The sequence below is a fragment of the Kitasatospora sp. MAP5-34 genome (genome assembly GCF_029894335.1).
In the GTDB taxonomy this organism is placed as follows: Bacteria; Actinomycetota; Actinomycetes; order Streptomycetales; family Streptomycetaceae; genus Kitasatospora.
The window spans coordinates 1-1,719 of the sequence record NZ_JARXZC010000100.1 but is presented as its reverse complement, the minus strand read 5'-3'; the positions used below and the strand labels follow the sequence as shown (position 1 = coordinate 1,719).

At 69.0% G+C, this 1,719-nt stretch carries 1 protein-coding gene; it reads left to right on the top strand.

From position 1 onward, the window contains the following. Positions 1 to 118 precede the first annotated feature (118 nt). Entirely contained in the window at positions 119 to 1,546 is a 1,428-nt protein-coding gene (locus tag P3T29_RS32525) for an IS1380 family transposase (RefSeq protein ID WP_280720282.1), read from the top strand. The last annotated feature ends 173 nt before the right edge of the window (positions 1,547 to 1,719 follow it).

Genomic DNA, 1,719 nt, shown 5'->3' with positions numbered 1-1,719 from the left:
CCTCGGATATTCAGCGCCAGTGGCTCGCGCGGTGACGTGATCAAGGAAGGGTGCTCCCGGCCTGCGAGGATGTGAGTGTCGAGTTCACGTTCAGCGCAGGATCAGGTGCACCCTTCTGGTGGCAAAGCGTAGTGGGTGGGATGAGCGACTGTCAGTTTCGGTCGATGCCAAAGGTCTTGTCGGGCACGCTGGATCAGTGCTGCTGCGCAAGTGCGCCGACCGTGTGGGCCTGACAGCGGCACTGAGCAAGGCCCTGCCAGGTGGGGCTGGATCGGGTTGGCGGGATCGCGGCGTCGCGTTGACGATGACCGCCGCGGCGATCGTGCTCGGCGCGGCCAATCTGTCGGAGGCCGAGCAACTGCTGACCCACCAGAGCGCGTTGTTCGGGACACCGGCGTCGGACTCCACCATGCGCCGCATGCTCGCCGCGCTCGACGAGACCGTGCTGAAGAAGATCGCCAGGGCCCGCGCCCGGATTCGGCGCCACGTGTGGAACCAACTCGCTGCCAGACCCGGCGGGTTCCCCTGGCTGACGATCGCGGGCAGGCAGCTGACCGGCTGGATCGTCATCGACCTGGACGCCACCGTGATCACCGCCCGCTCGAAGAAGGCCGGCGCCGATGTCACCTTCAAGAAGACCTACGGCTTCCACCCGCTCGCCGCGTGGTGCGCGAACACCGGCGAGTGCCTGGCCATACTGCTGCGACCGGGCAACGCGGGCTCGAACACCGTCGCCGACCACCTGACCGTCCTTACCGCCGCGCTGGCTCAGGTCCCCGACGCCTCGCGGGCCAAGATCCTCATCCGTGTCGACGGGGCCGGTGCCACGCACGAACTGCTGGAGCACCTCGAAGCCCTCAACACCGCCCGCCGCACCGTGCGCTACACGGTCGGCTGGAAGATGACCGACGCCGACGAGCACGCCATCGCCCGACTGCCCCAGAGCGTCTGGGAGGACACCCTCCACCAGGACGGCACCGTCACCGCCGACGCGCACGTCGCCGAGCTGACCGGGCTCAACACCAGGGGCGGCTGGCCCGAGGGCATGCGTCTGACCGTTCGCCGCACCCGTCCCTCGGCCCGCCAGCGCGCCAAGCTCACCGACTTCGAGAAGAAGACCGGCTGGCGCTACGCGGTCACAGCCTCCAACATCCGGCACATGTGGGGCATCTGCGGCTCGCACCACAACCAGTTCCTCGACGTCCTGCACCGCTCGCACGCCACGGTCGAGGACCGGGTCAGAACGGACAAGGCGATGGGTCTGCGGAACCTGCCCAGCCAGTCCTGGGAGGTCAACCGGGGCTGGATGCTCGCTGCGAACCTCGCCAACGACCTCGACGCCTGGACCCGACTGCTCGGCCTGCACGACGACCCCCACCTCGCCAGAGCCGAGCCCGACACCATGCGCTACCGGCTCTGGCACCTGCCCGCCCGCCTCACCCGCCACGCCCGCCGCCGCCAGCTCAAGATCAGCCGGACCTGGCCCTGGCGAGACGCCTTCCTCACCTGCTGGCAGCGGCTCAACGCCCTGCCGGCACCCACCTGACAGCCGGGACCAGCCCCGCCGAAGACCCAGGAAGGAGAACCCGCACCACCTCCGGAGCCGTGGAAGCCGGACGCAGCCGCAGCGACACGCGAAGGCCCACCCTCTCACCCGAGAGGACAAACCGGGCGAACCAGTCTCACGACCCGTCAGTGATCACCGCTGACGAATCGAGG